Source organism: Pseudonocardia thermophila, assembly GCF_900142365.1.
Lineage (GTDB): Bacteria > Actinomycetota > Actinomycetes > Mycobacteriales > Pseudonocardiaceae > Pseudonocardia > Pseudonocardia thermophila.
This window is the reverse complement of record NZ_FRAP01000032.1, coordinates 14532-40814: the sequence shown is the minus strand read 5'-3', so window position 1 is coordinate 40814 and position 26283 is coordinate 14532. Positions and strand designations below refer to the sequence as shown.

20 protein-coding genes and 1 pseudogene are annotated in these 26283 nt (G+C 73.6%); 11 read left to right on the top strand and 10 right to left on the bottom strand.

Annotated elements, in window-relative coordinates:
* Positions 1 to 3 precede the first annotated feature (3 nt).
* Positions 4 to 1149, bottom strand: coding sequence for an acetyl-CoA hydrolase/transferase C-terminal domain-containing protein (locus BUE41_RS28695; RefSeq protein ID WP_234997648.1), 1146 nt, complete (start codon positions 1147 to 1149; stop codon positions 4 to 6).
* 37 nt (positions 1150 to 1186) lie between these two features.
* On the opposite strand from BUE41_RS28695, the gene BUE41_RS28690 reads away from it, so the two are divergent.
* Both BUE41_RS28690 and BUE41_RS28685 read left to right on the top strand, forming a co-directional pair.
* Positions 1187 to 2176, top strand: coding sequence for a glutathione S-transferase family protein (locus tag BUE41_RS28690; protein ID WP_073460487.1), 990 nt, complete (start codon positions 1187 to 1189; stop codon positions 2174 to 2176).
* Positions 2177 to 2221: 45 nt separating this feature from the next.
* Positions 2222 to 3370 (top strand): glycoside hydrolase family 3 N-terminal domain-containing protein, encoded by a 1149-nt coding sequence (locus tag BUE41_RS28685; RefSeq protein WP_073460486.1) that lies wholly within the window; start codon positions 2222 to 2224, stop codon positions 3368 to 3370.
* 90 nt (positions 3371 to 3460) lie between these two features.
* Here BUE41_RS28685 and BUE41_RS28680 read toward each other — a convergent pair whose 3' ends face one another.
* The gene (locus tag BUE41_RS28680; RefSeq protein ID WP_268794572.1) at positions 3461 to 9082 is read right to left on the bottom strand and encodes an ATP-binding protein; all 5622 of its coding nucleotides are present in this window, start codon (positions 9080 to 9082) and stop codon (positions 3461 to 3463) included.
* 156 nt (positions 9083 to 9238) lie between these two features.
* Between BUE41_RS28680 and BUE41_RS28675 the strand changes: the two genes are divergently transcribed.
* The 3 genes from BUE41_RS28675 to BUE41_RS28665 are packed head-to-tail and all read left to right on the top strand — an operon-like array spanning position 9239 to position 11009.
* Positions 9239 to 10072 carry an alpha/beta fold hydrolase gene (locus tag BUE41_RS28675; protein ID WP_234997647.1) on the top strand — a complete coding sequence of 278 codons (834 nt, stop codon included), beginning with the start codon at positions 9239 to 9241 and terminating at the stop codon, positions 10070 to 10072.
* A gap of 20 nt (positions 10073 to 10092) precedes the next feature.
* Positions 10093 to 10629 (top strand): carboxymuconolactone decarboxylase family protein, encoded by a 537-nt coding sequence (locus BUE41_RS28670; RefSeq protein WP_073460483.1) that lies wholly within the window; start codon positions 10093 to 10095, stop codon positions 10627 to 10629.
* The gene (locus BUE41_RS28665; protein ID WP_073460482.1) at positions 10629 to 11009 is read left to right on the top strand and encodes a VOC family protein; all 381 of its coding nucleotides are present in this window, start codon (positions 10629 to 10631) and stop codon (positions 11007 to 11009) included. Before BUE41_RS28670 ends, BUE41_RS28665 begins: the two co-directional genes overlap by 1 nt.
* A gap of 2 nt (positions 11010 to 11011) precedes the next feature.
* Here the strand turns inward: BUE41_RS28665 and BUE41_RS28660 are convergent, their stop codons facing one another.
* From BUE41_RS28660 to BUE41_RS28645, 4 genes are all read right to left on the bottom strand, one after another.
* Complete coding sequence (locus BUE41_RS28660) at positions 11012 to 12409, bottom strand: MFS transporter (RefSeq protein WP_268794575.1); 1398 nt, start codon at positions 12407 to 12409, stop codon at positions 11012 to 11014.
* Positions 12410 to 12507: 98 nt separating this feature from the next.
* Positions 12508 to 13932 (bottom strand): MFS transporter, encoded by a 1425-nt coding sequence (locus tag BUE41_RS28655; RefSeq protein ID WP_073460480.1) that lies wholly within the window; start codon positions 13930 to 13932, stop codon positions 12508 to 12510.
* A 230-nt stretch (positions 13933 to 14162) separates the two neighbouring features.
* Complete coding sequence (locus tag BUE41_RS28650; protein ID WP_073460479.1) at positions 14163 to 15596, bottom strand: MFS transporter; 1434 nt, start codon at positions 15594 to 15596, stop codon at positions 14163 to 14165.
* Between the two features lie 90 nt (positions 15597 to 15686).
* Positions 15687 to 16052 (bottom strand): winged helix-turn-helix transcriptional regulator, encoded by a 366-nt coding sequence (locus tag BUE41_RS28645; RefSeq protein ID WP_073460478.1) that lies wholly within the window; start codon positions 16050 to 16052, stop codon positions 15687 to 15689.
* A 123-nt stretch (positions 16053 to 16175) separates the two neighbouring features.
* Here BUE41_RS28645 and BUE41_RS28640 point away from each other — a divergent pair.
* A pseudogene (locus tag BUE41_RS28640) lies at positions 16176 to 16808 on the top strand (SDR family oxidoreductase); the annotation flags it as partial.
* A 263-nt stretch (positions 16809 to 17071) separates the two neighbouring features.
* On the opposite strand, the gene BUE41_RS28635 reads toward BUE41_RS28640, so the two are convergent.
* Positions 17072 to 17455: a DUF1801 domain-containing protein gene (locus BUE41_RS28635; protein WP_073460477.1), complete on the bottom strand. Its 384-nt coding sequence runs from the start codon at positions 17453 to 17455 to the stop codon at positions 17072 to 17074.
* A gap of 59 nt (positions 17456 to 17514) precedes the next feature.
* On the opposite strand from BUE41_RS28635, the gene BUE41_RS28630 reads away from it, so the two are divergent.
* Complete coding sequence (locus BUE41_RS28630) at positions 17515 to 17988, top strand: winged helix-turn-helix transcriptional regulator (RefSeq protein WP_073460476.1); 474 nt, start codon at positions 17515 to 17517, stop codon at positions 17986 to 17988.
* A gap of 56 nt (positions 17989 to 18044) precedes the next feature.
* On the opposite strand, the gene BUE41_RS28625 is transcribed toward BUE41_RS28630, so the two are convergent.
* A complete protein-coding gene (locus BUE41_RS28625; protein WP_073460475.1) occupies positions 18045 to 18527 on the bottom strand; it encodes an SRPBCC family protein in 483 nt (160 codons plus the stop codon).
* A gap of 299 nt (positions 18528 to 18826) precedes the next feature.
* Between BUE41_RS28625 and BUE41_RS28620 the strand changes: the two genes are divergently transcribed.
* From BUE41_RS28620 to BUE41_RS28610, 3 genes are read left to right on the top strand one after another with little or no spacing between them, the layout of a single operon-like run.
* Positions 18827 to 20131: an ATP-dependent 6-phosphofructokinase gene (locus BUE41_RS28620; protein WP_234997649.1), complete on the top strand. Its 1305-nt coding sequence runs from the start codon at positions 18827 to 18829 to the stop codon at positions 20129 to 20131.
* Between the two features lie 39 nt (positions 20132 to 20170).
* Positions 20171 to 20707, top strand: coding sequence for a hypothetical protein (locus BUE41_RS28615; RefSeq protein ID WP_073460473.1), 537 nt, complete (start codon positions 20171 to 20173; stop codon positions 20705 to 20707).
* On the top strand, positions 20704 to 21840 hold the full coding sequence (locus BUE41_RS28610) for a MalY/PatB family protein (RefSeq protein WP_073460472.1): 1137 nt from the start codon (positions 20704 to 20706) through the stop codon (positions 21838 to 21840). Before BUE41_RS28615 ends, BUE41_RS28610 begins: the two co-directional genes overlap by 4 nt.
* 138 nt (positions 21841 to 21978) lie before the next feature.
* Here the strand turns inward: BUE41_RS28610 and BUE41_RS28605 are convergent, their stop codons facing one another.
* Positions 21979 to 24135 (bottom strand): acyl-CoA dehydrogenase family protein, encoded by a 2157-nt coding sequence (locus tag BUE41_RS28605; protein ID WP_073460471.1) that lies wholly within the window; start codon positions 24133 to 24135, stop codon positions 21979 to 21981.
* A gap of 39 nt (positions 24136 to 24174) precedes the next feature.
* Positions 24175 to 24939, bottom strand: a complete 765-nt coding sequence (locus tag BUE41_RS28600) for a crotonase/enoyl-CoA hydratase family protein (protein WP_073460470.1) — start codon at positions 24937 to 24939, stop codon at positions 24175 to 24177.
* Positions 24940 to 25064: 125 nt separating this feature from the next.
* Between BUE41_RS28600 and BUE41_RS28595 the strand changes: the two genes are divergently transcribed.
* Positions 25065 to 26204, top strand: coding sequence for a thiolase family protein (locus BUE41_RS28595; protein ID WP_073460469.1), 1140 nt, complete (start codon positions 25065 to 25067; stop codon positions 26202 to 26204).
* The last annotated feature ends 79 nt before the right edge of the window (positions 26205 to 26283 follow it).

The following is a 26283-nucleotide window of genomic DNA, read 5'->3' as shown; positions in this document are numbered from 1 at the left end:
GCTTCACAGCTCCCAGAGCGCTCGCAGCGCCCGGGTGCGCTCCTGTCTGTCGAGCCCGCGCAGGTCGGCCACGCCCCGCTCGGTGACCACCACGTCGACGTCGTGCGCTCCCGTCGTCACCGGCCGCGACAGCCGTTCGACGAGCGTCGGCCGCCCACCGTGCTGCGACTCCAGCGCGATCACCGACAACCCGCGCGGGCAGCGGGAGCCGGCCATCGCGTAGTCCGGGTGGCCGCCGATGCCGCCCATGACCGACGTCGCCGTGCCCTCCACGTTGACCTGCCCGTGCAGGTCGACCTCGATCGCGGTGTTGACCGCGATCAGCGGCGGCTCGGCGGCCGCCAGCCGGGCCGGCTCGTGCACCACCTCGACGGGCCCGAGCACCCCGCGCCCGTCGGCCCACTCGTACAGCTGCCGTGTGCCCACCAGGTACGCCGCGTTGGCGCCCAGCAGCAGCCCGCGCTCGTCGAGATCGAGGACGGACTCGGGCAGGAGCCCTGAGTCGACCCGCACCGGCACCGACAGCGCCGCCAGCACCGCCGTGCCGAGCCGGCCGGGGCCCACCTGCACCCGGGCGCCCTCCGGCACCAGGCGCGCGACGTGCTCAGCGATCGCGGTCTCCACGGGGCCCGGTGGGGGGCTCGTGAGCTCCACCGCGTCCTGGTCGGTCTCGGCGACTACGGTGATGTTCTCCTCCGGCAGCGGTGGCCCGCCGTCCGCGCACGTCATCGTGGTGGACACCACCGCGGCCACGGGCACCCCGGCCTCGACGAGCCCGCGCATCCACGACACCTCGGAGCCGAACCGCAGCCCGTCCGGTCGCCGCACGAGCGAGGCCACGAGCAGGTCGGGCCGCATCGGTCCGGCGAGCAGCGCCGGCACCGCTGACATCCGCGCCGGGACCACCCGCACCGTGCCCGCGTCGACGTGGCGGCGCAGCCCCCAGCCGGGCATCACGGAGCGGGCGTCGGCGAACACCCCAGGGTCCAGGCCGGGGTCCTGGGCCGGCAGCCATCCGGTGATCAGCCGCAGGTCGCCGTGGCGGCGGGCCAGCTCGCACAGCTGCGGCGTCAGGGCCCGCGGCGATCCGGTGCCGTCGGCGAGGGCGATCCGCATACCCGGGCGGACGAGGTCCTCGAGTGCGCTCACCCGACGATCCTCGCAGGCCGCGGGTAGCGTCGGGATCATGGCCGGAGAAGGAGCCTACGAACGCGAACCCGTCGCACTGGACGAGCGCATCACTTCCGACGGATCGTCCCCCTGGCCGGTGGAGCCAGGCCGGTACCGGCTCATCGTCGCCCGCGCGTGCCCGTGGGCGAACCGGGCGGTGATCGTGCGCCGGTTGCTCGGGCTGGAGGACGCGATCTCCCTGGGGATCGCCGGCCCGCTGCACGACGAGCGCAGCTGGCGGTTCCACCTCGACCCGGACAACCGCGACCCGGTGCTGGGCATCGAGTGGCTCGGCGAGGCCTACCGCAAGGCCGATCCGAACTTCTCCGGCGGCATCACCGTTCCCGCGATGGTCGAGATCTCGAGCGGCAAGGTCGTGACCAACGGATTCCAGCAGCTCACCCTGGACTTCTCCACCCAGTGGAAGGCCTACCACCGACCCGGCGCGCCCGACCTGTATCCCGAGCACCTGCGTGCCGAGATCGACGAGGTCATGGCAGGGATCTACACCGAGGTCAACAACGGGGTCTACCGCTGCGGGTTCGCCACCACGCAGGAGGCGTACGAGGAGGCCTACGACCGGCTGTTCACGCACCTCGACCTGCTGTCCGAGCGGCTGGCGCACCAGCGCTACCTCGTCGGCGACACGATCACCGAGGCGGATATCCGGCTGTGGGTCACGCTCGTCCGCTTCGACGCGGTCTACCACGGCCACTTCAAGTGCAACCGGCAGAAGCTCACGGAGATGCCGGTGCTGTGGGAGTACGCGCGCGACCTGTTCCAGACGCCCGGCTTCGGCGACACGATCGACTTCGAGCAGATCAAGCAGCACTACTACGGCGTCCACCGGCAGATCAACCCGACCGGCGTGGTCCCGAAGGGCCCGGATCCGCGGGTCTGGCTGGAACCGCACTCGCGCGCCCGGCTCGGCGGGCGCCCGTTCGGCGACGGCACCCCGCCCGGGCCCGTCCGCCCTGGTGAACAGGTCCCCCCGATCGTGCGGTAGGGGCGGGCCGGCGAGCCGGGCGGCGGGGGAGGAGGATGTCGGGCGATGGGTCACCGTGTCGCGCACCGCTGCCTCTCCGCCCTCGCGTCGGGCGCGGTGCTCTCGGTCCTGGCTGTGCTCGTGCTGCTGCCGGCTCCCGCCGCGGGGCCGGTGCAGCCGCTCGCCGCCCCAGCCGCCGAACCGCCGGCCGCTGCGGGAGCGCCGCCGTCCTGCGCGCGGGTGCTCGCGGGCATGACGCCCCGGGCGAAGCTCGCGCAGCGGCTCGTCGTCGGGGTCGACGCCGGGGACGTCGCCGGGACGGTGGAGACCGTGCGTGAGACCCAGGTCGGTGGCATCTTCCTCGGCGGCAACGACACCGCGCTGCTGACCGACCAGGCGCTGCGGAAGGTGCAGGCGGTGGCCCGGATCCCGGTGTCGGTCGCCGTCGACGACGAGGGCGGGCGCGTGCAGCGCATCGAGATGCTCGACGGGCAGCTGCCCAGCGCCCGGTCGATGGCGAAGCGGCCGGTGGCCGAGGTCCGCGCGCTCGCCGAGGAGCGGGGCCGCAAGCTGGCCGCCCGCGGGGTGACCGTCGACTACGCGCCCGTCGCCGACGTGAGCGACCAGCCGGCGAACGCGGTCATCGGCGACCGCTCGTTCTCGAACGACCCGGACGTCGTCACGACCTACGCGGGCGCCTTCGCCGAGGGCCTGCGCGCCGCCGGGATCACCCCGGTGTTCAAGCACTTCCCGGGGCACGGCCACAGCAGCGGCGACTCGCACCGCGGCCGGGTGTCCACCCCGCCGCTGGACCAGCTGCGCGCCGGCGACCTGCGCCCGTACGAGACGCTGCCGCAGCCCGGCGACCAGGTCATGGTCGGCCACCTCGACGTGCCCGGCCTGACCGGCGACCTGCCCACGTCGCTCACGCCCGAGGCGTACCGGCTGCTGCGCGAGGACTACCGGTTCGACGGCGTCGTCGTCACCGACGACCTGGGCGCGATGAAGGCGATCACGTCCCGGTTCACCGTGGCCCAGGCCGTCACCCGCGCACTGGCTGCCGGCGCGGACCAGGCGCTGTGGTCGGCGGGCGGCGACGTCGCCCCAGTGCTCACCGCACTGGAACGGGCCCTGGCCGACGGCACCCTGGAGCCGGCCGCCAACGACACGGCGGTGGCCCGGGTGCTGGAGATGAAGGGTCTTTGCACCCGCTGAGGTGGGCGCGTCGAGGACGGCGTCGCCGCGATCGAGACGCCCTGCTGATCGCGGCAGCGTGTCCTCGACGAGCGCTGCTCGTGCGGGCTCCTACTGCGCCGCCGCCACCTTCGCCATCCCGCGGCGCACCGCGTCGATCAGGTACGGCCGCAGCCGCTCCGGCGCCACGATCTCGTGCACCGACCCGACCCGCTTGGCTCGCTCGATCGAGTGCGTGGCGTCGAACTCGTCGGCCACCTCGCCGAGCTTCTCCGCGCGCACCCCGGGCCGCACGGCCGCCAGCTCCGCGGTGAGCGCCGACGCCTCGGTGTCGTTGCCGGCGCGGCGGGCTTCGGCGATCCGCCGCTCCAGCTCGGCGACGCGCGGATCGGCCGCGGTCCGCTTGTTCACCTCACCGGCGAACACGACGGCCGCGGCAGGTGCTCCGCCCAGCACCGACGCGTACGAGCCCTCGACGGCGGCGACCTCCATGTTGTCGTTCAGCGTCGCGGAGAACACCACGAACGCACCGCCGTGGTAACGCGACACCACGCAGAACACGATCGGCCCGTCGAAGTTGACCACCGCGCGGCCGATCTCGGCGCCGTACTCCAGCTGCAGCTGACGCAGCGACTCCGGGGACCCGTCGAACCCCGACAGGTTCGCCAGGATCACCAGCGGGCGGTTCCCACTGGCCGCGTTGATCGCCCTGGCCACCTTCTTCGACGACTTCGGGAACAGCGTGCCCGCGGTGAACGTGGTCGGCCCGTCGACCGGCAGCGGCCCGCGCCGCGGCAGCGGGCGCGACTCGATGCCGATCAGGCACACCGGCTGCCCGCCCAGGTGCGCGTCGAACACGACCGCGCCCTCGGCGTCGATCATGTCGACCCACCGCTCCAGGGTCGGGTGGTCGGCGTCGGCGACCGCGTTCATCAGCGACCGGATGTCGAACGGCTTCTTCCGGCCCGGGTTGTCCCGGAAGATCTGGCCGACCGTGGTGAAGTCCGTGCCCGGGCCCGAGTGCGGCGACGTGGAGATGTCGCGGTCGATCGGGTCGGACGTCGGGGCCGGCCGCGGGAACCGCTCCCCGGGCGCCTTGTACGTGTGCTGGTAGTGGGCGAGCAGCACGTCCATGGCCCCGGACAGGTCCGGCGCCCAGTACTGCGCCTGCCCGTTCGGGCCCATGATCCGGTCGTAACCGCCGATGCCGAAGTTGTCCTCGGCCGACACGCCGCCGGAGTAGTCGAGCGACTGCTTGCCGGTCAGCACCATCGCGCTGTCCGGCGTCATGACGAGGATGCCCTTGGTGTGCATGAGCATCGTCGCCTCGGCGTTCCAGTACGGCTGCGCGCCGACGTTGATGCCCGCGACGACGACGTTGATCTCGCCGCCGTCCTGGGTGAACTCGACGATCGCGCGCAGGGCGCGGGAGATCCAGTCCATGTTCTCCGTGCCGGAGTCCATGGCGATCTTCGCGCCCGCGGAGACGGCGAACCACTCGATCGGCGCCTGCAGCTTGCGCGCGAGCTCGACGGCCGCGCACACCCGCGCGCACTCCGGCTCGGCCAGCGAACCGAGCGCCTTCGTCGGGTCGCCGAGCAGCACGACCCGGGTCATGCCCTCCGGGTAGCGGCTCGTCGGCGTGTTCACCACGCCCATGACGATGGCCGCGGTGTTGCCGCCCGGCGGTCGGGACACCGGCACAGCGGCGCCGGTCTGGTCGAGGTCGTACTCGGTGAACGTGCCGTCCGGCCCGCCCCGTTCCGGGTTGCGCACGAGGATCGGCACCAGCTCGTACGGGTAGACCGCGCCGCGCCGCTGCGCCCGGATCACCTTCTGGTGGTAGGAGTCGAGCTGGCGCATCGGCTCCGTCGGCGGCCTCGTGACGCGCACGGTGAGCCCGGCGCCCGGCGGTCGCGACATCCGCAGCATGTACTCCTGCGGCTCGTCCTCGGGCCGGGTGCGGTGCCGGAACTGCACCATCACCTGCTCCAGGCCGAGGTTCTCCGAGCGCGGTGCGAGCACCCGCACCACCGAGTCCAGGTCCTCCAGCGCCACGTCGACGACCGGCCACACGTACAGCAGCACCCGGTTCCAGTCGAGCCGGGCGCCGTTGCGGCCGCCGGTGTGGGCCTCGGCGCGCGCCGAGCGCAGCGCGTCCAGGCACGAGTCGAGGACGAGCTCCAGCTGCGGCAGCGCCCGGATCTGCCCGTTCTCGTCGCGCTGGACCGTCAGTTCGCGCACGTCGGAGAGCACGATCAGCCGCTCGTCCTCCGGCACGTCGCGGCCGACGGCGCGGAACACGTGCACGTCGACGGGGGAGGGGAGTCGGGTGAGCTCGAAGCCCTCCAGCCGCCACAGACCCAGTCGCTCGGCCACCATCGGGTGCAGCCCGCGCAGCGTGCGGTTCTCCTCCGGCCGGCGTCCCTCGCCCGGCACGAAGGTGAACCAGGCCGTGCGCTCGTCCCCGCCGGGGCGGCGCACCGCGACGGCGACCCGCTCCAGCTTCTCGGGCAGCCGCCCGAGCATCGAGCGGATCTTCTCCGACGAGCGCTCGGGATCGGAGTCGGGTGCCTCACCCGCGATCACGTAGATGTCGAGCGATACGACGCTGTCCTCGGACAGCCCGGCGATGATCCGGCGCAGATCGCCCTGCACGGTCATCGGCTCGCCCCACGGCGGCGCGTCCGGCGCGGTGTGCACGGTGGTCGCGAGCACGGTGATCTGGCGGCCCTGGTGGTCGTAGCGCGCGGTGAGCAGCGGCCGCCCGCCGCGGTCGGTGACTTCGACGTCGCGCAGCGGCCGGATGCGGTAGTACCGCCGCGTCATCACCTCGAGCATCACGTCGTGGTGCCGCGGCCCGAACACGCTCAGGATCGGCTCGCCCGCCGAGACGATCTTCTCGATCTGCCGGGCCCGCTGCTGCGGGTCGCTGGACAGCCGCTCCAGCTCCTCGCGCACCTCCTGCTGCCCGCGGGTGCGCTCGGCGGCGATCAGCGGGGCGCGGAAGCAGACGTGCCGCGCCCGCCGGGCCAGCCCGCCGACGACGGGGTGGCGCAGCTGGGTGGCGGTGACGAGCCGGTCGAGGACCCGGTGGTAGCGGTCGCGGGCGGGCCCCGGCAGCGAGTCCGGGTGGGCCAGCCGCCACTGCAGCAGGTCCAGCAGCACCGGCACCTGGGCGCTCGCCCGGCGGTGGGCGAGGAACATGCGGTAGAGCGCGGTGTGCAGCGCGTCGGCGGCCGACTCCGTGGCCGGTTCCAGGTCGGCCACCCCGTAGTGGGCCAGCGCCCGGCGCAGCTTCGCCCGGAACGACTCCGGCAGGCCCTCGGCCTCCGCGTCGCGGGAGCGCAGGTACGCGTACAGGTACTCCTGCGGGTTGCGGGCCTCCTCGCCGCGCGGGTCGATCTGCTCGCTCTCGTCCTCGGGGCCGCGCCGGTTGCGCGACAGCGAGCACAGGTCGGCGAAGATCTCGAAGATCGCCATCTCGCCGTCGAGCACCCGGGCGTCGTCGGGGGCGAGCTGCTCGCGGGCCTCGGTCAGGGCGGCCAGCAGCGGGCGCGCGTCGCGCTCGTCGATGTCGAAGCCGAGCACCAGGTGCCGCAGCGACGTGAGCGCGTCGGCGGCGGTCCGGGCCGGGTCGCGGCGCTCCCGGCTGTGCCGGGCGGCCAGCGCGGACAGGTCGACCCGCTCGCCGCCCGCGTCGCCGCCTGCGCCGTCGGGTTCCAGGCGGATCAGCTTGGTGCCGCCCTCGACCTGCGTGTTCGCCGCGACCAGCACCTCACGGACACGGCCGGACACCGGAGCGCGCAGCGCCGTCTCCAGCTTCATCGACTCGACGACGGCCACGACGTCGCCCGCCTCGACGGTGTCGCCCTCGCGCACCGGGATCGCCACGACCATCGCCGGGGCGGGCGCGCGCACCAGCCCGGCCTCGCCGCCGGAGATGCGGTGCACCGCGCCGTCGACCTCGACGAGGAAGTCGCTGCCCTGCGGCACCGACAGCACCGCGAACGACTCGCCGCGGACGGTGAGCTTGCGCTCGAACCGGCCGGTGCGCTCCACGTCGACGTCCACGGCGGCAGTGGCGCCGTCGGCATCGGTGATCTCCACGCGGTAGCGGTGGCTGCGGCTCTGCGCCACCCGCATGCGGTAGGACCGGCCCGCCGCGCGCACGTCCACCTGGTGCCAGGTCTCGTGGCCGACCTCGGGCCGGCCGCGCTCGGCGGAGGCGAACAGGCGGGCGCGCTGGCGGGCCACGTGCGCGTCCTGGGCCTCGACGGCGGTGGCGAGCAGCGCGATGTCGAGCCGGCGCGGCGGCGTGTAGCCGCCGGCCATCATCGTGTCGAGCCAGGTGGTGTCGACCTCTCCGGAGCGGACCTCGGGCCGGTCGAGGATGTCGAGCAGGAACGACTTGTTGGTCGTGCCGCCGTCGATCACCGCCGCGGTCTGGCGCAGCGCGCGGGAGAGCCGGGCGCGGGCCTCGGCGCGGTCGCGGCCCCACGCGATGACCTTGGCGATCATCGAGTCGAACTGGGGCGGGATCGTGTCGCCCTCGGCCACGCCGGTGTCGACGCGGATGCCCGGCCCCGCCGGCAGCGCCAGGTGCACGATCCGCCCGGGCGCTGGGGCGAAGCCCGCTTCGGGGTCCTCCGCGGTGAGCCGGGCCTCGATGGCGTGCCCGCGCGCCTGGGGCGGCGCGCCGAAGTCGGCCAGCCGCCCGCCCGCGGCGATGTGCAGCTGCAGCTTGACGATGTCGATGCCCGTGGTGGCTTCGGTGACGCAGTGCTCCACCTGCAACCGGGTGTTGACCTCCAGGAACGACAGCAGCCGCTCCTTGGGCTCGTAGAGGAACTCGACGGTGCCGGCGCTCACGTAGCCGGCGGCCTTCGCCAGCGCCGCCGCCGAGGTGCGCAGCAGCTCCTCCTGCTCGGGATCCAGCGCAGTGGACGCCGACTCCTCGATCACCTTCTGGTTGCGCCGCTGCACCGAGCAGTCGCGGATGCCGAGCGTCCACACGTCCCCGGTGGCGTCGGCGACGACCTGCACCTCGACGTGGCGTCCGCCGGGGATCGCCCGCTCCAGGAACACGGTCGCGTCGCCCGCGGTCCGCGCGCCCTCCGCCGCCGCGCGGGTGAACGCCTCCTCCAGCTCATCGGGGCTGTCGACCCGGCGGATGCCGCGCCCGCCGCCGCCCGCGGTGGCCTTCACCATCAGCGGGTAACCGATGCGCTCGGCGTGCTCGCGGGCCGCGGCGAGATCGGCCACCGGGCCACCGCTCCACGCGGCCATCGGCACGCCGACCTCCTCGGCCAGCTTCTTCGAGGCGATCTTGTCGCCCAGCCGCTCCATGACCTCCGGTGACGGCCCGACGAACACGATGCCCATCTGCCGGCACATGCGCGCGAAGTCGGACTTCTCCGACACGAAGCCCCAGCCGGGCCACACCGCGTCCGCCTCGCACTCGCGCAGAGCCCGGGCCAGCTCGGCGTAGTCGAGGTACGGGCTGGTGCCGAACGCCTGCTCGGGATCCGCCGGCCCGATGAGCACCGCCTCGTCGGCCTCGCGCACGAACATGGCGTGCCGGTCGACCGCCGTGTACACCGCGATCGTGCGCAGCTGCCTGCGGCCCTCCGCGTTCCACTCGCGCACAGCGTTGATGAGCCGCATCGCGGGCTCGCCGCGGTTGACGATCGCGATCCGTGTGAACGGTCTTACCGGCTCCTGGCCCGTCACCGTGCTCCTCCCTGCCCCGAAACCGTCGTGCATCGTTCCATGCCGGGCCGGTGCGGGGCAGTGATCCACGGGTCGCGCGTAGGGGAGGTCACGTCGGACACCCAATCTGGCCCGGGGCCGGGGTGCAAGTGATGTGGGGGCCATCATGGTCACGTGGTGACGGCAACGCGCGGTGCGCTCCGGTTCGACGTCCACACCTGGGGGCCCGACGACGGGGTCCCCGTGCTGCTCCTGCACGGCTTCCCGCAGACCGGCCGGTCGTGGGAGGCGGTCGCGACGCTGCTGGCCGCAGACGGGTTCCGCTGCATCGCCCCCGACCAGCGCGGCTACTCGCCGGGTGCCCGGCCGCCGCGGCGGCGCGACTACGTGCTGCCGGAGCTGGTCGCGGACGCGATCGCCGTGCTCGACGACGTCGTGGGCCCGGGCAGCAGGGCGCACGTGGTGGGGCACGACTGGGGCGCCGCGGTGGCGTGGTCGCTCGCGGCCCGCGATCCCGAACGCGTGGCCACCCTCACGGCCGTGAGCGTGCCGCCGCCGCGGGCGTTCCTGCGCTCGTTGCTGACCAGCCGGCAAGGGCTCGCGTCCTGGTACATGTACGTGTTCCAGCTGCCGCGACTGCCCGAGCGGCTGCTGGGCGCGCCGGGGCGGCTGCGTGCGCTGCTGCGCCGCACCGGGCTGCCGCCCGCCGCGGCCGACCGGGACGCCGCCGCGCTCGCCGATCCGGATCGGCTCACCGCGGCGCTCAACTGGTACCGCGCGCTGTTCCTCGCCCCGCCGTCGTTCGGGGCGAAGGTGAGCGTGCCGACCCGGTTCGTGTGGAGCACGGGCGACACGGCGCTGACCCGGCAGTCGACCCTGCACGCGCAGGCCGAGGTGACCGGTCCGTACGAGTTCGTCGAGCTGCCCGGGGTGAGCCACTGGATCCCCGACGAGGTGCCCGAGCAGCTCGCCGAGATCGTCGCGACCCACGCGAAGAACCACCCGGCCTGAGCGCCTGCAACGATCGGGGTATGGCCCGCGTCCCCTACGTCGATCCCGCCACCGCTTCTCCGGCCACGGCGAAGGCCCTGTCCCGGCTGCCCGACCTGAACGTCTTCAAGCTCCTGGCGCACGCCGAGACCGCGCTGGTGCCGTGGCTGCGGTACTCCGGTGCGCTGCTGAACGACCTGGCGCTCGACCCGCTGCTGCGCGAGCTGGCGATCCTGCAGGTGGGTCGGCTCGCCGCTCGCTACGAGTGGGACCAGCACGCGCCGGTCGCGCGGGCGTGCGGCGCGACCGAGGAGCAGCTCGCCGCGCTGGAGCGGGGTGATCTCTCCCCGTTCCCGCCGCGGGAGCGGGCGGTGCTGGAGTTCGCGGCCGACCTCGTCCGCGACGGCGAGGTGCCCGACGACCGCTACGCCGCGCTCGCCGAGCAGCTCGGCGACCGGGAGATCGTCGAGCTGTGCCTGGTCACGGGCGCGTACCTGGGGCTGGCGCGGGTGATGAGCGCGCTGCGCATCGATCCAGACGAGCCATCGGCGCTCGGAGCGATCAAGATGAGCACCTGATGGAGATTCTCGCCAGCCGGGTCCTGCTGCGGCCCGCCGACTACGAGCGCAGCGTGGCGTTCTACCGCGACGTGCTGGGGCTCGCGATCGCTCGCGAGTTCCCCGGCGGCACCGTGTTCTTCCTGGGCAACGGGTTGCTGGAAGTCTCGGGGCACGGGCACGAGCCCGGCCCGCCCTCGCCGGGGGCGCTGTGGCTGCAGGTGCGCGACCTCGCGGCCGCGCAGGAGCAGGTCAAGCAGTACGTGGTCCGCGAGCCCCGGCTGGAGCCGTGGGGGCTGTACGAGATGTGGATCGCCGACCCCGAGGGCACGCGGATCGTGCTCGTGGAGGTGCCGCCGGGACACCCGCTGCGCACTGACACGCGCACGGCGAAGGACTGATCTCAGGCCGGCACCTGCTGCTCCGCCGGCCGCGGGGCGTCGACCGGGGTCCGCCCGGCGGGGCTGACCGCCACGATCAGCCCGGCCACCAGCGCTGCCGCGGCGGCGGTGGCGAAGATCGCGGTGTACGCGGCCGTGGCCGGCCACACCTGCCCGCCCACGTCCGTGACCAGCCCGGAGCTGACGGCTGCGATGAACGCGCTGCACGTGGAGGTGCCGAGCATGCGCGCCAGCGTGTTGAGGCCGTTGGCCGATCCGGTCTCCGTGGCCGGCACCGCATCCATGATCATCAGCGGGAGCGCCGCGTAGACCAGCGCGGTCCCGGACGCGGTGACGGTCGTGGCGACCATGAGCAGCACGACCGAACGCGGCACGCTCGCCAGGCCGAGGTTGCCGCCGATCATCAGGGCGACGCCGGTGAGCACCGTCGTGCGGGCGCCGCGGGCCCGGGACAGCCGCGCGGACAGCGGGGAGAAGACCGTCATCGCAACGCCGACGGGCACCAGCACCGCCCCGGCGACGGCGAGCGGGAGGCCGAAGCCGTACCCGGTGCCGGGCGGGGCCTGCAGCAGCTGAGTGATGACGACGAAGCAGGCGAACATCGAGAACCCGGCGAGCACGGCCGACACGTTGGTCCACAGCACCGCGGGCCGGGCGTTGACGCGCAGGTCGACCAGCGGCCGCCGGGCGCGCCACTCCCACGCACCCCAGACGGGGAACAGCACGAGGGCGCCGCCGAACAGGCACAGCACGGCCGGGGAGGCCCAGCCCCACTCGTTGCCCTTCGAGATCGCCAACAGCACGCAGGTGAGCGCTGCGGCGAGGCCGGCCGCGCCGATCAGGTCGAACCGGCCGCCCGTGCGCACCGCCGACTCGGGCACCACCAGCGCCACCAGCACCACCAGGAACAGGCCGAACAGCGCTGCGGCGGCGAAGAGCGGCCGCCAGCTGGCCACGTGCGCGACCACGCCGGTGATCGGCAGCCCGACGGCGCCGCCGACGCCGAGCGACGAGCTCATCAGCCCGACGCCGGCGCCGACGCGGGCGGGCGGCAGGACGTCGCGGATGATGCTCATGCCGAGCGAGATGACTCCGAACCCGGCGCCCTGCAGCGCGCGGGCGGCGATGAGCGTGCCGATGTCGGGCGCGGTGGCGGCCAGGCCGGAGCCCAGCACGAGGAACCCGAGCGCGACCAGCAGCATGCGCCGCTTGCCGTACATGTCGCCGAGGCGACCGAGCAGGGGAGTGGTGACCGCACCGGCGATCAGGTTGGCGGTGAGCAGCCAGGAGACCGTGGCCGGGGTGGTCGCGAGCAGCTGCGGGAACCGCGGCAGCAGCGGTACGACCAGGGTCTGCATCAGCGAGACGGTCAGACCGCACGTCGCGAGGACGCCGACCACGAGCAGGGGACGGTGATCGGCGGGCCGCGGCACCGCCTCAGATCACCACGGGATAGTTCGCAATCGCAAGGAAGGTGGGCGAAGGTCGCTCGGGTGGATCACGACGAACGGCTGGGTCGGCCCTCGACGCGCTGCGGATCGCGCACGTCCGCCGGATCGGAGCGGCGGCGTCCGGCGTCGGTGCACCACACGATCAGCGCCGCGGCGAGGGCCGCCGCCGCGCCCGCGGAGTAGACCACGACGATCGCGGTGGCCGAGGGGAGCACCAGCCCCTCCGTGCGCGTCACCAGCGCCGAGGTGACCGCCGCGACGAACGCGCTGCACGACGACGTGCCGAGCGAGCGCATGAGCGCGTTGAGGCCGTTCGCGGAGGCGGTCTCGGTGGCCGGCACCACGTTCATGATCATGAGGGGAACCGCGGCGTAGGCGAGCGCCGTCCCGACGGCGGTGAGGACCATCGCGAACGCGACGAGCCCGGCCGAGGGCAGCATGCACGCCAGTGCCGCGTTGCCCACACCGAGCACAGCAGTGCCCAGCACGACCGTCGTCCGCGGCCCGCGGGCCCGGGAGATGCGCGCCGAGAGCGGGGAGAAGACCATCATGGCGACGCCGGTGGGCAGCAGCACCAGCCCGGTGGCCACGAGCGAGAGGCCGAAGCCGTAGCCGGTGGCGGGCGGTGCCTGCAGCTGCTGGGTGGCCAGCAGGAACCCGGCGAACATCGCGAACCCGACGAGTGCCGAGGCCACGTTCGTCCACAGCACCGCGGGCCGGGCGCTGATGCGCAGATCGACGAGTGGGCGGGGGGTGCGCCACTCCCAGGCTCCCCAGGCCGCGGACAGCACGGCCGCGGCGGCGAGCAGACCGAGCACCGCCGGGGCGGTCCAGCCCCACTCGCTGCCCTTGGAGATCGCCAGCAGCAGGCAGGTGAGCGCTGCGGCGAGGCCGGCGGCGCCGAGCAGGTCGAACCGGCCACCCGTGCGGAGGGCGGACTCCGGCACCAGACCCGCCACGGCGCCGAGCAGCCCGAGCGCGAGCACGCCGGTGGCGGCGAAGAGCCAGCGCCAGCTGGCCTCCTGGGCGACCAGTCCACCCAGGGGCAGGGCGAGCGCCCCGCCGATGCCCAGCGACGAGCTCATGAGCCCGATGCCGGCGCCGACCCGGCCCGGGGGCAGGACGTCGCGCATGATGCTGATCCCGAGCGGGATCGCCCCCATCGCGGCGCCCTGCAGAACGCGGCCGGCGATGAGCGTGCCGACGTCGGGCGCCGCGGTCCCGACGGCCGAACCGAGCGCGACGAGCCCGAGCGCGACCAGCAGCAAGCGCCGCTTGCCGTACATGTCGCCGAGCCGGCCGAGCAGCGGCGTGCAGACCGCGCCGGCGATCAGCGTCGCCGTGACCAGCCAGGTCACCGTGGCCGGGGTGGTGTCCAGCAGCACGGGGAACCGCGGGAGCAGCGGCACCACGAGCGTCTGCATCAGCGAGACGGTGAGGCCGCACGCCGCGAGGACGCCGATCACCAGCATGGGTCGGCGTCGGGCGGGCGGCGGCACCGGATCAGCCGACCACGCGGTCGTTCCCGGCCGCAAGGAAGTTGGACGAACATCGCACCCGGGTCTGCACGGTTCTGCACGTCTGCCGAAAGGGTCCGTGAGACCCGGCGGGAAGACAACGAACGGCACTCTCGTCCACCCGGAGTGGACGAGAGTGCCGTTCGTTGCCGTCAGGGAGCGGGGTGGGGGCGGACGCTGAGGGGTTACGCCGTCACGGACTGCGCGGGCTGTGCGGTACGGGCGTCCGCCGGCACCCGCCCGGCCGACGTGCGCCGGACGAGCGCCGCCGCGAACCCGGCCGCGACGGCCGCACCGCCGTAGACCACCGCGTAGGCGCCGGCGGACGGCAGCACCCGCCCGTCCACCTGAATCACCAACGCGGAGCACACCGCGGCCGCGAAGGCGCTGCACGACGACGTGCCGAGCATCCGCGCCAGTGCGTTGAGGCTGTTCGCCGACGCGGTCTCGGTGGGGGGCACCGCGCTCATGATGATCAGCGGCAGGGTCGAGTAGGCCAGTGTCGCGCCGGTGGAGGTGACGACCATCGCGAGGATCAGCAGCGGCAGCGAGTGCGGCAGGAACGCCATGCCGATGTTGCCGGCGGCGAGCAGGGCGATGCCCAGCTGCACCGTGGTGCGGGCGCCGCGGCGCCGCGAGATCCGCGCGGAGATCGGGGACAGCACGGTCATGACGGCGCCGTTGGGCAGCAGCACGAGGCCCGCGGCGACGAGCGAGAGGCCGAACCCGTACCCGCTGCTGGTCGGCGCCTGCAGGACCTGGGTGGTGACGAGGAACCCGGCGAACATCGAGAAGCCGATGAGCACCGTGGCCACGTTGGTCCACAGGACCGCCGGCCGGCTGGTCACCCGCAGGTCGACCAGCGGCTCGGGGATGCGCCACTCCCGCTTGCCCCACAGGGTGAACAGCACGATCGCCGCGCCGAACAGGCCGAGCACGACGGCCGAGGTCCAGCCCCACTCGCTGCCCTTGGAGATCGCCAGCAGCAGGCAGGTGAGCGCCGCGGCGAGCCCGATGCCGCCGAGCAGGTCGAAGCGGCCGCCGGTGCCGGGGACGGACTCCGGGACCAGGCGCGCGACCAGCACGACGAGGAGCAGCGCCAGGGCGGCGGCCCCGGCGAAGAGCCAGCGCCAGTCGGACACCTGGGCGATCACCCCGGTGACCGGCAGCCCGATGGCCCCGCCGATGCCCAGCGACGAGCTCATCAGCGCGATGCCGGCGCCGACCCGGCCCGGGGGCAGGACGTCGCGCATGATGCTGATCCCCAGCGGGACCACACCGAGCGCGGCGCCCTGCAGGGACCGGGCGACGATCAGCGTGCCGATGTCGTGCGCGACCGCGCCGAGCGCGGAGCCCGCCGTGATGAGACCGAGGGAGACCAGCAGCATCCGGCGCTTGCCGTACATGTCGCCGAGCCGGCCGAGCAGCGGCGCGGCGACGGCGCCCGCGATCAGCGTCGCGGTGACGAGCCAGGTCGCGGTGGCCGCGGTCGTGTTCAGCAGCTGCGGGAACCGGGGCAGCAGCGGCACGACGAGCGTGTGCATGAGCGAGACCACCAGACCGCTCGCCGCGAGCACGGTGATGACCAGGCGCGGACGGCGGATCGTGGATGGCGGCACGTTTCGAGGCCACCACGATTAGTTCGCATACGCAAGCACATTAGACGCAGTTCGCACTGCGCTGCGTTGGTCGAGCTCGTCCGGCCGGCGTTACGGCATCGGGAGACCTGCGTCGTCGTAGCTCTTGCGGGCCGCCTCCACGTCGGCGAGGTGTCGATCGACCCACTCCGCGAGCGTGTGGAAGGCCGGGGCGAGGCTGCGCCCGAGGTCGGTGATCTCGTACTCCACGCGGGGCGGCACCTCGAGGTGCTGGGTCCGGCGCACGAGCCCGTCCCGTTCCAGCTGGCGCAGCCGCTGGGTGAGGACCTTCGGGGTGATCGAGCCGAGGCGGCGCTGCAGCTCGACGAAGCGCAGCGGCCCTTCGGCGTTCAGCGCCCAGAGGATCGGCGTCGTCCACCGGCTGAAGACGATGTCGACGACCGGGCTGATCTTGCATCCCGACCTCGCTGGCTCCACGGATAGTCACTATCTCCTAGGTACCTACTATCCGCAAGTGGTACGACTCCTCTCAGCGTTCTTCAGCGCTTCCGACCCCAGCTGCTTCTGTCCTCCAGCTGCTCTCGAAAGGAGCGAACCGGCATGGCGACGATCGTGGTCACCGGGGCCACCGGCAACATCGGACGGCCTCTGGTCGAGCTGCTGTCCCGCGGCCCCGACGAGGTGGGGGCCGTCTCCCGCGGTACCCGAACCGGGGTGGGGCGGGCCCGGCACGTCCCCGCCGACCTGACCGATCCGGCCTCGCTCGCCCCTGCCCTCGACGGCGCCGACGCGGTCTTCCTGCTGGTCGCCGGTGGCGGCGAGGGTGTCGACCCCGACGGGCTGGTCGAGGTCGTCGCCGCGTCGGGTGCGCACCGGATCGTGCTCGTGTCGTCCCAGCTGGCCGGAACGCGGCCAACGGCGCCGTCGCACGAGCACCTCCGCAGGTTCGAGGCCGCCGTGCAGGGATCAGGGCTCGAGTGGACGATCCTGCGGCCCAGCGGATTCCACTCCAACGCGCTGATGTGGGCGCCGTCGGTCCGGTCGGCGCGGACGATCGCCGCGCCGTTCGGGGACGTCGCCCTTCCCTGGGTGGATCCGGCTGATATCGCCGCGATGGCCGCCGCCGCGCTGCGCGGCGACGGCCACGCCGGCCGGACCTACGTGCTGACCGGGCCCGAGGCGGTGAGTCCTCGCCAGCGGGTCGCGGCCATCGGATCGGCGATCGGCGAGCCCGTGCGCTTCGTCGAGCTGTCCCGGGAGGCTGCCCGTGAGCAGCTGCTGGCGATCATGCCCGCGGTGGTGGCCGACGGCACGCTCGCCGTCCTCGGTGAGCCCCTGCCCGTCGAGCAAGAGGTCGGGACGACATCCCGCGCATGCTCGGGCGGTCGGCCGGTCCCTTCCTCGACTGGGCCCGCCGGCACGCCGCTGACTTCCGCTGACGCCGTGCGGGGCTCCGTCACCGGCGCCTCCCGCCGGGACCCGCGGTCGCAGCGGGGTCAGCGAGTGGCTTCGATCCAGCGGTCGACCAGTTCGGCGACCGCCGGGAGGTGGTCGCGGACCGCGGCTTCGTCGGCGAAGGCGATGACGCCCCGGTCGGGGCTGCGCCAGCTGATGAGCCCGAACGGATCGATGAAGTCGAAGGACGCGACGTCCTCCCGGGTGGCGGCGCCCCGGTGGAACACGAGCTCCACCCGGTCCCCTGGCCGGAGCCGGAACGTGATGCGGTCGTCACCGTCGACGGCGAAGCTCGGTGCCTTCCACTTCAGCCGTTCGGTGAGGTCGGGGCGCGCGCTGCGGATGGTGTCGCGCAGCAGCTCGATCTCGGCGGCCCGGCCGTGGCCGAGCTCGGCGAGGAAGCGGTCGACGTCGGCGCGGCTCATAGTGGGACCTCCGCGCTTGTGTCATGCAAGTCGGCGGGTCGGACACCTAGGCTGGCCGTGTGCTCGGACGGACCTACGACCGCGAGGTGTGCTCGGCGGCGCGCGCTCTGGAGGTCGTCGGCGAGCGCTGGAGCCTGCTCATCCTGCGCGATGCGGCGTTCCGCGGCCTCACCCGTTTCTCGCAGCTGCAGGAGGCGCTCGGCATCGCACCCAACGTGCTCTCGGCGAGGCTCGAGCACTTCGTGGCCAGCGGGCTGATGACCGTCGATCGCGACGAGGGGCATCCGCGCTATGCGCTGACCCCGAAGGGGCGAGAGCTCGTGAAGGTCGTGCTCGCGCTCACCGAGTGGGGTGACCGCTGGGCCGCGCCGGACGGACCGCCGATCGAGTACGGCCACGAGGGTTGTACCGGCACGGTTCGCCTCGTCACGTGCTGCGACACCTGCGGCGGATCGCCGCCGGTCGAGGACATCGTCGCTCGTCGCACACCGGCGATGGAGAAGGCGCTCGCCCGCCGGGGCCGCACCCGTTGACCTCGCCGGATCGGCACGCCGGGGCTCGATCCGGCGGGGATGGCCCGCCGGAGCCCTCACCGGCCTGCTTCCTCGGCGAGGGCGGCCTCCGCCGGAAGCCCGTTCGGCCGCCCGGTACCTGAGGTGACGAGCTCGCGCAGGCTCGTGCCGATGTAGAAGCCCCAACCGTCCGAGCAGGCGTCGAAGCATTCGCTCCCCGGGGTGACCCCGTGGTGGGTGAAGCGCAGCTCGGTGCGCCCCGCGCGCTCGGAGATCGCGAACTCGATGTCCGTGCCGGCCCACTCCGCTTCGTCGTCGAGGAAGGTCATCCGGGCGTCGAGAGTGCGCCAGGCGACGCGCTCGCCGGGGACGATCTCCGTGACGCGGTGCCTCGACCAGTGGACGCCCGGGACCTCGAACTCGAACACGTCGCCGACGGCCCGGGACTCGCCCACGAGCGCGGCCGACCACCATCCACGCACGTCGAGAACGGCTTCGTAGACCGTCCGGGGCGGTGCGTCGACGGTGATCGTCACGGTCAGGTGCTTCTCGTCCGGCATCGGTGGGCCCCTCTGTTGCTTGCGTGATGAAAGTGCATCAGACGGTACGAAGTCGACTTGCGTCATGCAAGCAGATTCCGTCGAGCATCTCGTCGCGGCGGCGTCGCCCGGCGAGAAACCACTGGATCCCACGCGGGCCACGGTGCAGACTGGAACGGTTCAGAGGCCAGGGTCCCATCGTCGCGGCCGGCCGCTCCGCCCGATCTCCACAGGAGAACGCGCCCATGAGCAGTGCTGCCGACGCCTCGACCGAGCACACCGTCGTCGAGTTCCCCCGGCCGGTGCCGCCTGCACCGGACATGCGCATCACCACGCTCGGGCCGGCGCGCATCGACTCGCCGATGGCCGGGCTGCTCGACGCCCGTCGCACCAGCGAGCACTACGTCGACGAGGACGACCGGGTGCTGCTGGACGACACGCTGGCCGGGATCACCGCGCGCGGCGTGCCGCGTGACCAGCTGCCCGCGATGGAACCGTGCGGGCCCCGGCGCAAGATCTTCTTCGACCCGGCGAAGACCCGCGCCGCCATCGTGACCTGCGGCGGCCTGTGCCCCGGGCTCAACGACGTGATCGCCGGGCTGGTGCGCACCCTCACCTACCACTACCGGGTGCGTCGCGTGGTCGGCATCCGCAACGGCTACCAGGGCTTCATCCCGCGCTACGGGCACGACGTCGTCGAGCTGACCCCGGAGGCGGTGCGCGACATCGCCACCGACGGCGGCACCGTGCTCGGCACCTCGCGCGGGCCGCAGGACCCCGACGAGATCGTCGACTGCCTCGAACGCCTGAACATCAACATCCTGTTCGTCATCGGGGGCGACGGGACGATGCGCGGCGCCATGCGGATCGTGGAGACGATCGCCGAGCGGGGGCTCTACATCGCCGTCGTCGGCGTCCCCAAGACGATCGACAACGACATCCCGTACATCGACCAGAGCTTCGGCTTCCAGACCGCGTTCTCGCACGCCAGCGACGCCATCCGGGCCGCCCGCGTGGAGGCGACCGCCACCGCGAACGGGATCGGCCTGGTCAAGCTGATGGGCCGGCACTCCGGCTTCATCGCCTGCTACGCGGCGCTGGCCCGCAGCGGGGCCGACGTCGTGCTGATCCCGGAGGTCCCGTTCGCGCTCGACGGGGACAACGGGCTGCTCGCGCACCTGCGCAGGCTGGTGTCCGATCGCGGGCACGCCGTGGTCGTCGTGGCCGAGGGCGCGGGCCAGGACCTGCTCGGCAACTCCGGTGAGGCGCGCGACGCGTCCGGCAACGCCCGCCTCGGCGACATCGGCCTCTACCTGCGCCGCCGCATCGCCGACCACTTCGCCGACGCCGGCATCGAGACCTCGATCCGCTACATCGACCCCAGCTACGCGATCCGCTCGGTGCCCGCCAACCCGTACGACAGCGTGTACTGCGTGCGGCTGTCGCAGGCCGCCGTGCACGCGGCGATGTCCGGGCGCACCGGGATGGTCGTGGGCCGCTACCGGCGCCGGTTCGTGCACGTACCGATGGCTGCGGCGGTCAGCAAGCGCAACACCGTCGATCCGCACGGCGACCTGTGGATGGCGGTGCTGGAGTCCACCGGGCAGCCGGTCCGGTTCGGCTGAGCGCTCGATCGGACCGGCGCCGCCGCGTAGGTTGGCCGCGTGTGGCGGTCCGAGCGGCTGGCCGCGGCGGCGGCCCGCATCGAGGTGGAGCTGGACGCCGCGTGGGCCGCGCTGAGCGCCGAGGCGGGCGAGGGGTTCACCGACGCCGAACTGGCCGAGCTCGTCCTCGCCGAGCCGAACCGGCACGAGTGGCGGATCGTCGACGCCGCGCTGGCCCGCTCGGTCTGCCCGGAGTGCGGGGCGCAGCCGGGCGCCGGCCCGCGCGGCTGCCCGCCCTGCGACCGCGCCGACGGGTTCCGCTTCGCCGCTCGCGAGATCGACCGGCCCGGGGTGCCTGCGGGCAACGAGCACGCGATCCGGGTCGCCTCCGCCGTCGCCCGCACGCGGGACCGCTACTCGCCGCGGGCCCGGGCCGGCTACGAGCTGCTGCTGCCCGACCTGATCGAGGGCGCGCTGCCCACGACGGCCGAGGCGCAGGCGGTGAAGGCGAGGATCAACCGGTTGTCGCCCGAGCAGTGCGACCGCGTGCGGTCGATCGAGGAGCTGACCGAGCGGGAGGAGCGCACCGCGCCGTGACCGACCCGTGGCTGCCCCTGGCCGAGCTGCGCACCCGGACGACGCAGAAGTGGCGCACGTACCCGCCGGACGTGCTGCCGCTGTTCGTCGCGGAGATGGACACCGGCCTCGCCGAGCCGGTGGTGCGCGCGGTGACCGAGGCCGTGGCCCGCGGCGACTGCGGCTACCCGATCGGCACCGGCTACGCCGAGGCGTTCGCCGTGTTCGCCGGGCGGCGCTGGGCCTGGAAGCCGCCCGTCGAGGCCACCCTCCTCGTGCCCGACGTGATGGCCGGGCTCGCCGAGGTGCTGCGCGCGGCGACCGGACCGGGCGATCCGATCGTCGTGAACGACCCGGTCTACCCGCCGTTCTTCGAGATGATCCGGCACCTGGGCCGCACGGTCGTCGAGGTGCCGCTCACGCCGGAGCACCGGCTCGATCTCGCCGCGCTCGAGGCGGCGTACGCGCGGCTGCGGGCCAGCGGCGGCCGGGTGGCGCACCTGCTGTGCAACCCGCAGAACCCGACCGGCACCGTGCACACCCGCGCCGAGCTGACGGCGCTGGCCGAGCTCGCCGCCGCGCACGAGGTGCGGGTGGTCGCCGACGAGATCCACGCACCCCTGGTGACGGGGGAGTACGTCCCGTACCTCACGGTGCCCGGCACCGCCGACGCGGTCGCGCTGCACTCGGCGTCGAAGGGCTGGAACCTGGCCGGGCTGAAGGCGGCGCTCGCCGTCGCCGGGCCCGCCGCCGTCGACGAGCTCGCCGCGCTGCCGAGCACGGTCCCCGACGGCGCGAGCCACATCGCGGTGCTCGCGCACACCGCAGCGTTCGCCGAGGCCACGGGCTGGCTCGACGACCTGGTGGCTGCGGTGGAGCGCAACCGCGCGCTGCTCGCCGAGCTGATCGCCGAGCACCTGCCCGGTGTCGTCCACCGGCCGGCGCCCGCCACGTACCTGGCGTGGCTGGACTGCCGCGGCACCGGGCTGGGCGACGACCCGGCCGCGGTGTTCCTGGAGCGGGGCCGGGTGGCGCTGGTGCCCGGTCCGGCGTTCGGCACGAGCGGGGCCGGGCACGCCCGGCTCAACCTCGCCACCTCGCCGGAGATCCTCACCGAGGCCGTGGTGCGGATGGCCCGTGCGCTGCGCGCCTGACCCCACCACCTGCGGTGACCGTTCCTGGAGGTGGCCCGCGTCGAGAACGAGGTTGTGGTGATCAAAAGGCCATGTTGATCACCACGAGTTCGTTCTCGACGCGGAGGCTGCCCCTCGGCTGGTCACTCAGGGTGATGGTCAGTTCAGCAGCGGGTCCCGGGGGAGGCCGAGGATGCGCTCGGCGATCTGGTTCCGCGCGATCTCCGAGGTGCCGCCCGCGATCGTGATGCACCGCGACCACAGGTACGACTGGGTGACGAGGGGGTTCTGCCCGGTCACCGCCGCCGCTCCGGCCAGGCGCATCGCCAGCCGCAGGGTCTGCTGGGCGTGCTCGGAGGAGAACAGCTTCGACACGTTGCCCTCCGGCCCCGGCTCGCTCCCGCCGACCGCCCGCGCGGCCTGCCGCAGCACCAGCAGCCGCAGGATCAGCTCATCGGCGATCAACGCCCCGGCCTCCTGCCGCGCCCCCGGGTCGTCCTCGGCCACGGCGTCGGCCAGCGGCAGCAGGTCCTTCGCCCGGAACGGCAGCCGGCCCGCCGTCCCGGCACCGCCGCCGATGGAGATCCGTTCGTTGCCCAGCGTCGCCCGCGCGACCCGCCAGCCCTGCCCGACCTCGCCGACGACGTCGGAGTCCGGCACGAACACGTCGTCGAGGAACACCTCGTTGAACGTGGCGTCGCCGGTGATCTGCCGCAGCGGCCGCACGGTGACGCCCTCGGCCGACATGTCGATCGCCATCATCGTGATGCCGGAGTGCTTCGAGCCGGACGAGTCGGTGCGCACGGTCGCGAACCCCCACTGGCACTCGTGCGCGCGGGTGGTCCACACCTTCTGCCCGGTGACGCGCCAGCCGCCGTCGACCTTCACCCCGCGCGTGGAGATCGCGGCCGCGTCCGACCCGGCGCCCGGCTCGGAGAACAGCTGGCACCACTCCAGCTCACCCGCGAGCGTCGGCCCCACCCAGCGTTCGCGCTGCTCGTCGGTGCCGAACTGGTTGATCGTGAGGATGTTCCAGCCGGTGATGCCCAGGCTCGGCGGCGTGATCCCCGCGGCGGCGAACTCCTGCTCGATCACCAGCTGCTCGGTGGCCGACGCGCCGCGGCCCCACGGCGGCGGCCAGTGCGGCACCAGGTACCCGGACTCGACGAACGCCTTCCGCCGCTCCTGCTCGTCCCTGCTCTCCAGGGACGCGATGAACGCCCGCACCTGCTCGCGGTGGGTCTGCGCCTCCTCCGGCAGATCCAGGTCCGGGCCCCGGCGCACCCCGGCGGCGACCAGCCGGGCGACGTCGAGCGCCGGGTCGCCGGTGCGCCGCACCCACCCCTGGAGGGTGAGCGCGCGGCGCAGCCACAGGTGCGCGTCGTGCTCCCAGGTGAAGCCGATTCCGCCGAGGATCTGGATGTTCTGCTCGGCGGTGCGCACCGCTGCCGGCAGCGCCCGCACCGCCGCGACGGCCGCCGCCAGCTCGGCGCCGGCGTCGTCGTGCGCGGCCCGCGCGGCGTCCCACGCCGCCGCGGTGGCCAGTTCCGCGTCCAGCAGCATGTTCGCGGTGTGGTGCTTCACCGCCTGGAACGTGCCGATCGTGCGCCCGAACTGGCGGCGCTCCTTCGCGTACGCCACTGCGGTGTCCAGGCACGCCGACGCGATGCCGGACGCTTCGGCCGCGGCGAGCACCCGCACCAGCCGGCGCGCCGCCGCCGCGGCCCCGGCCAGCCGGAACCGGGCCGCGGTGACCTGCGCACTCACCCGGGCACTGCGCCGAGTGGTGTCCAACCCACCGTCGGGCACGCTGCGCTCGACCGACGACGCCTCGAAAACCAGCACGTCGTCGCCGCTCACCAGCAGCACCAGGTCGGCGAGCCCGCCGCCGAGCACCATCTCGTCGGTGACCGTGCCGTCCGCCTCCTGCGCGCGCAGGCCGACGCCCGCGGTGCGGGTCCCGCCGGCCAGCCCGGGCAGCAGCTCAGCCCGCTGCTCGACGGTCCCGGCCTCGGCGATCACCGCGGCGGCGAGCACGGTCGGCAGGAACGGGCCGGGCGCGATGACCCGCCCCAGCTCCTCCAGCACGACCGCCAGCTCGGGCAGCCCGGCGCCCTGTCCGCCGTGCTCCTCGGGCACGTGCAGTCCGAGCCAGCCCAGCTCGGCGAGCTTCGCCCAGTCGGTGGGCAGCTCCTCCGGCGGCAGCTCGCCGCCGGCCGACGGCAGGGTGGCCCGCGCCGCGGCGAGCCGGCCGTCGAGGTAGGCGCGGGCGACCCGGCCCAGCTCGCGGTGGTCGTCGGTGATCGCGATGGACATCGGTGGCCTCCGCGGGGACTCGGTGGGGTGGGACCGGGGCTACTCGCCCTTCCAGACCGGCTTGCGCTTCTCGGCGAACGCGGCGGCACCCTCGCGGGCGTCGGCGGACGCGAAGATCGGGTCCATGATCTCGCCCTGCCGCTGCCAGCGCTGTTCGGCGGGCCAGCCCGGGGCCTCGTTGACGATCTTCTTCGTGGCGGTGATCGCGAGTGGCCCGTTCTGCGCGATCGCGCCCGCCAGCTCCAGCGCCGCGGCCAGCGCACCACCGGGCTCGGTGACCCGGTTGACCAGCCCCCACCCGTGCGCCTGCTCGGCTGTGAAGAACTCGCCGGTCAGCGCGTACTCCATCGCGATGTTGCGGGGGATCCGCTCGGGCAGCCGGAACAGCCCGCCCGCGCCGGCGACGAGCGCGCGCTTGACCTCGGGGAGCCCGAACTTCGCCTCCCGGGAGGCGACGATCAGGTCGCAGGCCAGCGCGATCTCGCAGCCACCGGCCAGCGCGTAGCCCTCGACGGCGGCGATCAGCGGCTTGGCCGGGCCGCGCCGGGTGATGCCGCCGAACCCGCGGTCACCCACGGTGGGCACCTCGCCCTTGAGGAACGCCTTCAGGTCCATCCCCGAGCAGAACGTGCCGCCGGCGCCGGTGAGCACGCCGACCGAGAGCGATCGGTCGGCGTCGAGCTCGTCGGCGGCCGCCGCGAGCCCCTCGGCCAGTCTGGAGTCGACCGCGTTGCGCGCATCCGGGCGGTTCATCGTGATGATCAGCACGCCGCCCTCGCGGCTGGTCAGGACCTCTTCTGCCATCAGGCGGTCACCTCCGCACGATGTGACGCCGCTCGCCTCCCCGCGAACGGTGCCAGGAGCCTATCCTGAAACAGGCAGAGCTGACTGCTATTGATCCCGCAGAATCCGGACGAGGGAGTTCGCGCATGCGCGACGCAGTGATCGTGGAGGCCGTCCGTACGCCGGTCGGCAAGCGCAACGGGGCACTGTCGGGGATCCACCCCGCCGAGCTGTCCGCGCACGTGCTCAACAGCCTCGCGCAGCGCTCGGGCATCGACCCGGCGGTCGTCGACGACGTCATCTGGGGCTGCGTCACCCAGGTCGGTGAGCAGACCTTCGACATCGCCCGCACGGCGGTCCTCACCGCGGGCTGGCCCGAGTCGGTCACCGGCGTGACCATCGACCGGCAGTGCGGGTCCAGCCAGCAGGCGATCGCGTTCGCCGCGGCCGGGCTCATCTCCGGGCAGTACGACGTGGTGGTCGCGGGCGGCGTCGAGTCGATGTCGCGGATGCCGATGGGCTCCTCGGTCAGCGAGGAGACCCACCCCTACCCGGCGACGTTCCGGGAGAAGTACGGAGTCCCGAACCAGGGCATCGGCGCCGAGATGATCGCCGAGCGGTGGGGCTTCTCCCGCACCCAGGTCGACGAATTCTCCGTCGCCTCCCACGAGAAGGCCGCCGCGGCCCGCGACGAGGGCCGGTTCGCCGGCCAGATCGCCCCGGTGACCCTGCCCGACGGCACCGTCGTCGAGCACGACGAGGGCATCCGTCCGTCCACCCTCGAGACGCTGGGCAACCTGCGCACCGTCTTCAAGGAGGACGGCGTGATCACCGCGGGCAACTCGTCGCAGATCTCCGACGGGTCCGCCGCGCTGCTCATGACCACCTCGGAGAAGGCCGAGGAGCTCGGCCTCACCCCGATCGCGCGCGTGCACACGACGGTGCTCGCCGGGTCCGACCCGGTCATCATGCTCACCGCGCCCATCCCGGCTACCCAGAAGGCGCTCGCCAAGAGCGGGCTCAGGCTCGACGAGATCGGCGCGTTCGAGGTGAACGAGGCCTTCGCGCCCGTGCCGATGGCGTGGCTGGCCGACATCGGTGCCGACCCCAAGGCGCTCAACCCCAACGGCGGCGCCATCGCGCTGGGCCACCCGCTCGGCTGCTCCGGGGCGCGGCTGGCCACCACGCTGATCCACCACATGAAGGACAACGGCATCCGCTACGGGCTGCAGACCATGTGCGAGGGCGGCGGGCAGGCCAACGCCACCATCTTCGAGCTGCTCTGAGTCTCCGTGCCCCTGAGCACCGCCTGAACACCGGTCGGCCCGGGCAGCGGACGTGCTGGCGACCCTGCCCTGCCCGGGC